Source organism: Streptococcus mitis, from assembly GCF_002096755.1.
Taxonomy (GTDB): domain Bacteria; phylum Bacillota; class Bacilli; order Lactobacillales; family Streptococcaceae; genus Streptococcus; species Streptococcus mitis_AC.
The window spans coordinates 1-5,342 of sequence record NZ_NCVF01000014.1 but is presented as its reverse complement, the minus strand read 5'-3'; the positions used below and the strand labels follow the sequence as shown (position 1 = coordinate 5,342).

Here is a 5,342-nt window from a genome sequence, read left to right as displayed (position 1 = left end):
GCATAGTGTCATGGCATAGACGCTTAAATAAAAGTTGCCTACGGGGTCTTTGAACCCCTCCCCTTCGGGGCTTGAACACGGCTGGTTCACGGGGGTAATATTCTTTTTACTAAACAAAAAGGGGTCAATATGGATAACGAAAATAACGCTAATAACAAGGGTCGTTGGGCTAAAAAGAAAGAAAGAGCCCGTAAAAAATCGTATCGTCATACGGCTAACAAACGTCTCCTAGATATGTTTGAAGCTGGTAAGTCTTCTAAACGTTCATACGATAAGACTATTGATGATACCAAGAATAAAATATACTCTGAGCAAACATACAAAACTTACAAAAAGCAGTTTGGCTACTTTATGGAATGGTTGGGTCAAGAGCACCCAGAAGCCGTCAATATAAAAGATGCTCAAAAGCATGCTGATGAGTTCCTGCAGTATCGTATGGATAAAGGGGAAGCTCCTAGCACCTTATCCACTATTAAGGCTGCAATGGCAAAAGTTTTTGGGATTTCATCCTCTACGCTTTTAAAAACCCCTCCGAGGGAACGTGCAGGGTACAAACGTAGTAGATTTCCTGTAGCAAGCGATAAGCATATCTCAGAAGCCACTGAGCGCCGTCTGGCGCGATTTACAAGCGCCACGGGGCTACGCAGGTCTGAAATGACGAAAATAACGTCTGATGATCTTTTCTTTAAAGATGGCAAAGCTTTCCTCAACGTCACGAAAGGGACAAAAGGGGGTAAAGCTCGTACAGTAGAAATCATGGGAAGTTCAGAAGAAGAAACAAAAGACATTATAAAATTCATTCAATCGAAAAAAGGACGGCTTTTTCCAAAGCTTCACTCCAATTTCGATAATCACTATTATAGAGGTGCATATGCTATGAGACTTTATCAGCATTATGCACGAAAAGAAAAAGATATCCCACGGGTAGACCGCTACGTTATGCGGAAAGACCGTGCAGGAGAAGTATTTGACAAAAGCGCCATGCGAATGGTTACGAAGAATTTAGGGCATAATCGAATTGACGTAATCGCTCAGTCTTATTTGTACCAATAATAAAAAATTATAAAATTTTGATGAAAAAATAGTGAAAAACGGGGTGCCTTGTACCCCGTTTATTTTTTGTCTTAATTATATTTACCTCTTCTAATACTCAGCGTCGTCAATATCGTATAATTGCTCTATGCCGTTTTTATCGTAAAAATCACTTAAATATTCATCTGCTAACTCATACAATTGTTCTTCTTCGTCAAAATGATTTCCGTCTGCGTAGGAGGTGTACATGATTAGGGCTTTTGCTAATCTCAATACCCCTCTGCTAGATTCATTCTCTCTATATTTGCTCTCTTTATAGATAACCTCTTCGCATATTTCAAATAGTTCTTTTATCGAAAAATGAATTTCTTCAGCAATTTGTTTATGTTCCATCTCTATACCTCGTTTTCTTCTTCGCCTAGGAAGTCATATATATCAGTTTGCCCTGGTACTACATCAGGCTCGCTAGATTTATCCAAGCGTGCAAGCAGTGCTTGTTTTTGAGCTTCTAGCTTAGCCCGTCCTTCTTCAATTTCTTTTTTCTTATCAGCGATTTCTTTTTGAGCTCCTGGAGTGTCCAGAGTGCCTTGTGACTTGTGAAATTCAATCAGCATATCAATGATTTTTGGGTCAAGTGGGTTCTCATAGTCGGGGTTGCTCCACTTTGGAACGTTGCTTTTCTTATTAGCCTTTTTAGATGGCTTTTTAGTGGCAGTTTTAGGCTTATCGTATTTATTGGGGTCATAAGCCTCTGTTACTTCTTTTTTCCATGTAAATTCATAGCCCAAAACAGGATTTCCGCGTTTGTTTGACTTGATTTTTTTAACTTTTAAATCTACAAAATACGGAGAAAGTTGCTCTTTAATAGGTTTGATCACTAATCTATCGATATCTGAAATTTGATAATAATCAGGAGTGTCCATAAGCAACTTAAATTCATCTATCTGAAACTCTCGGCGACCAACCGTGCGCCACTGTTTGAGCAATCGATAGGCTGTTTTTGCGTATGTTGAACGAATAGTAGTAAATTCTTTCAATTCATACTGAGTAAATTGAGCTTCTAACTTATTTATAACGTACTCAAATTTTGAAGACACCTCAACTTCCACGACACGTTCTTTTTCATCTACCTTAAAATATGAAAACAAATTCATAACAGCATAGGAATGCTCTGTGCGCTCGTAATATTTTAAATCGATAACTTTATCTGCAACTGATTTCATCGTTTCTTCCCACCGATACTTACGGGAAGAACTTGCAATTTCTTTCAGTTCATCAGTATTGAACTTCATCAACCGAGTCCCTTTATCTCTCGCTTTTGCGATAATAGCAAAGAAGAAATTCATTTCTTCTGATGACCACTTTCGCATAATGACCGTATTTAAATCATTATGGTGTCTTACTATTTCATTCGCCATATAACTACCTCTCTTTTTATATGTATTTATAATACCATATTTTTCTAAAAAATACAAGAAAAAATAATGTATTTATTAATGCACAAAATGTATTTATGAATGCACATTTTGTACTTGATAAATGCACAAAATGTATTTATGAATGCACATTTTGTACTTGATAAAAGCTGAAACCCCTTGGCGCTCTAAGGCTCGTGGAGGGGCTAAATATATATTAAACATTAATTAAATATATAATAAAAAGGAGACTCACTTCGTTCGCTCCTCTATCCCCTCATTTATAAATCAATTTATTAGTTTAAATTACAACCTAATTAGTGCTATCTACAACAATCCATATCTTTTCATTAGTTCCTCTTTCGTATGATAGTTCCCTTGTTCCATATCTGCAACAGTTTGATTGATTTCTGCTTGAAGCTTATCAAATCGTATTTTTGAGTCCGAGCCTAAAAGACGCTCTCTGACCTCTTCTAGAGGGATACACTCCCCTCTCTCATAGGCTTCCAATCCAGCTTGGATTTCAGCTTGCAACTCTAAAAAGATTCGTTCTTTTTCTTCTTCTTCTTGATTCATAGGAAACCTCCGTTTTATGGATACATAAGACTTTGCTACTCATAGTATACCATGATTTAATTAAACAAATGGTATACTATGAGTAGTCGAAGAAAAATTTGTGTGAAAAGAGGTGATAGTTATGTTAGACAAAAATAATTATCAAAACAATATAAAGCAATTTAGAGTTAGAGAGGGTTTGACGCAGGAAGAATTAGCTAAGAAAATAAATATTTCAAGACAAATGATCGGTTTAATAGAGAATAATAAAACAATACCATCCGTAGAAATAGCTTTAAAATTGTCTAAAGTTCTAAAAGAACCTGTAGAAAATCTTTTTTTTGAAAGGGCTTTACTATTTGTTGGTTTAATGATATTATGTTATTAAAATAAACAAAAAAGGAGATTGTAAATGAAAAAATATTTACGTCGTATTCCTGCAAATCTTTTGTTGCTCCCGATTATTTTACCCGTTTTACCTTTTGTAATTGGTTATTTGATCGGAAGAGGATAATGTGTGAAGAGAGCTTAAGCTCTCTTTTTTTGTTATCGATAAAAGCTGAAAGCCCTTGGAACTCTAAGACTTATCATAGGACTTCAAAAAGAGGGCTTTAGCCCTCTTTTTCTCTAAAAACTTTTTAGTCAAAACAGATTTTTGAAAAAATCAGCAAACCAATAACTTAACCCCGGGAATAAAAGTTTTAACAGAACAACACTAATTACAATACTTAAAAACAATGCCTTGTTTTTTCTTTTCTTAATCATGGACACATCCTCCTGCATTGCTAGAGTAGATACCAGGCATAAACATCATAAATAAAACAAGAAACAAAGTTACATACTTCATTTTTTCTTCTAATCCATAATGTGCAAAATTTAAACCGATATACCTTATTTTAGCAATATAGTTCCCGTATTTTTTACCTTTCTAGCTATAAATAAGTTTTCTTCCCTTTCATTATACTCCTTTAAAATATATCCTTCAAATAACATCTAAAATATTTTATTAACTTCTTTAATCCCTAAAAACTCAGCAATATCAGGGAGAGCGCCCCTGTCTTTAACATCTGTCATACTAGTTGCCTTTTTAAAAATTAAATGCTATAATGTGCCTAACAAGAAAGAAAAATCATTAGCATGATGACGAAAAAGCACCCTGTCCGGCAAGACTTAGGGTGCTTTTTTGTTCGTGAAAAGTGACGCTATTTCTCATTATCGTCAAAATGCTTTTCAATCCATTTCATACCATAGCTTTTTCCTAGCTCGTAAGCTAAGGGTAAAACTAATCGAACGATAACAAGAAGAAAAATCAATTCTAGCATGATGTCACCTCCTTTCAGAAGGCGTAGCGCCAGAGTACAAATATTATATCATGTTTGTTTTTATTTTGTGCGAACTATTCTATTTTTGGATTGATGCCGACAATAGCGATAGCGGTCGGCATTCGTCTCGTGGCTCGAGACGACAGAAGCGCCAGCTGGAAACCCGCCCAAAGGGTTTTCGGCAAGCGTTAACTGTTTACCCATATGTTAAATTTCGCAGAAATTTTGCATGGGTAAACAGTTAACGGGCACTTTCGTGCGTTATTTCAAAAATTTACTATATCGCAAATTTTTGGTTTTGAGTTTGTTTTCATCTGATTTTTAAGATGAAATTTTAGGGTTTTGGCTCTCAAAACGCTCTCTTTTTTCTCTCTTTTCTCTTAGAAATTTTGATTGTGGATAACTCATGTAGTAGTAGTAGATTTTTTATTTTTTGCGTTTTCTGGCATAATAGATAGTGGATATAATTGACTGATTGGAGCAAGCAACAAGAAAGAGGAAATACAAACTCTATCAATCGTTTTCTAAAAAATGTTTTGCTGATTTTTATTTTTTGAAAAAAATGGCATAATAGTAGTATAGAAGATTGATTGATGTGGAGTACAGAAAACTAAGGGTAAAAATAAAAACGAAAAGCCTTGTGAAACATGGCTTTTTCTAGAAGAAAAAGTAAAAAGAATAAATCAAAAAAAGAAAAACTAAAAGAAAAATCAGAAGAAGAAAAAAAGACGAACTTATAAATAGCACTTTTCTAAAATACTAAATAAGAAAAATAAAGGTAAAAGGAAAGGATAAACGATAGTGTTTAGAAGTGTTATTGTAGTTATTCAGATACCGATTTGCTCCAATTAAATCAGTCGCGGGATTTCACCTCCTAGGTACGCCTAAAAGTGAATGTCAAGGTCAAGACGAAAACATAGACCGCATAGTGTCATGGCATAGACGCTTAAATAAAAGTTGCCTACGGGGTCTTTGAACCCCTCCCCTTCGGGGCTTGAACACGGCTGGTTCACGGGGG

Annotated in this window: 5 protein-coding genes; 2 read left to right on the top strand and 3 right to left on the bottom strand. The window is 35.2% G+C overall.

The genetic code is table 11. The features are described 5' to 3' along the window. Positions 1-129 precede the first annotated feature (129 nt). Complete coding sequence (locus B7700_RS00265; RefSeq protein WP_020903688.1) at positions 130-1,053, top strand: tyrosine-type recombinase/integrase; 924 nt, start codon at positions 130-132, stop codon at positions 1,051-1,053. Between the two features lie 90 nt (positions 1,054-1,143). On the opposite strand, the gene B7700_RS00260 is transcribed toward B7700_RS00265, so the two are convergent. The 3 genes from B7700_RS00260 to B7700_RS00250 all read right to left on the bottom strand — a co-directional run bounded on the left by B7700_RS00260 (position 1,144) and on the right by B7700_RS00250 (position 3,023). Beyond that, a complete protein-coding gene (locus tag B7700_RS00260) occupies positions 1,144-1,425 on the bottom strand; it encodes a hypothetical protein (RefSeq protein WP_084886358.1) in 282 nt (93 codons plus the stop codon). Positions 1,426-1,427: 2 nt separating this feature from the next. Further along, the gene (locus B7700_RS00255; protein ID WP_084886356.1) at positions 1,428-2,450 is read right to left on the bottom strand and encodes a replication initiation protein; all 1,023 of its coding nucleotides are present in this window, start codon (positions 2,448-2,450) and stop codon (positions 1,428-1,430) included. 324 nt (positions 2,451-2,774) lie between these two features. Beyond that, positions 2,775-3,023 carry a hypothetical protein gene (locus B7700_RS00250; RefSeq protein ID WP_084886353.1) on the bottom strand — a complete coding sequence of 83 codons (249 nt, stop codon included), beginning with the start codon at positions 3,021-3,023 and terminating at the stop codon, positions 2,775-2,777. A gap of 121 nt (positions 3,024-3,144) precedes the next feature. Here B7700_RS00250 and B7700_RS00245 point away from each other — a divergent pair, with 121 nt between their 5' ends. After that, the gene (locus B7700_RS00245) at positions 3,145-3,390 is read left to right on the top strand and encodes a helix-turn-helix transcriptional regulator (protein WP_084886351.1); all 246 of its coding nucleotides are present in this window, start codon (positions 3,145-3,147) and stop codon (positions 3,388-3,390) included. Positions 3,391-5,342: the final 1,952 nt, after the last annotated feature.

Bases quoted from the DNA above. Each gene is read 5' to 3' on its own strand.
- B7700_RS00265 (WP_020903688.1), top strand. From the start codon at position 130: ATGGATAACGAAAATAACGCTAATAACAAGGGTCGTTGGGCTAAAAAG.
- B7700_RS00260 (WP_084886358.1), bottom strand. From the start codon at position 1,425: ATGGAACATAAACAAATTGCTGAAGAAATTCATTTTTCGATAAAAGAA.
- B7700_RS00255 (WP_084886356.1), bottom strand. From the start codon at position 2,450: ATGGCGAATGAAATAGTAAGACACCATAATGATTTAAATACGGTCATT.
- B7700_RS00250 (WP_084886353.1), bottom strand. From the start codon at position 3,023: ATGAATCAAGAAGAAGAAGAAAAAGAACGAATCTTTTTAGAGTTGCAA.
- B7700_RS00245 (WP_084886351.1), top strand. From the start codon at position 3,145: ATGTTAGACAAAAATAATTATCAAAACAATATAAAGCAATTTAGAGTT.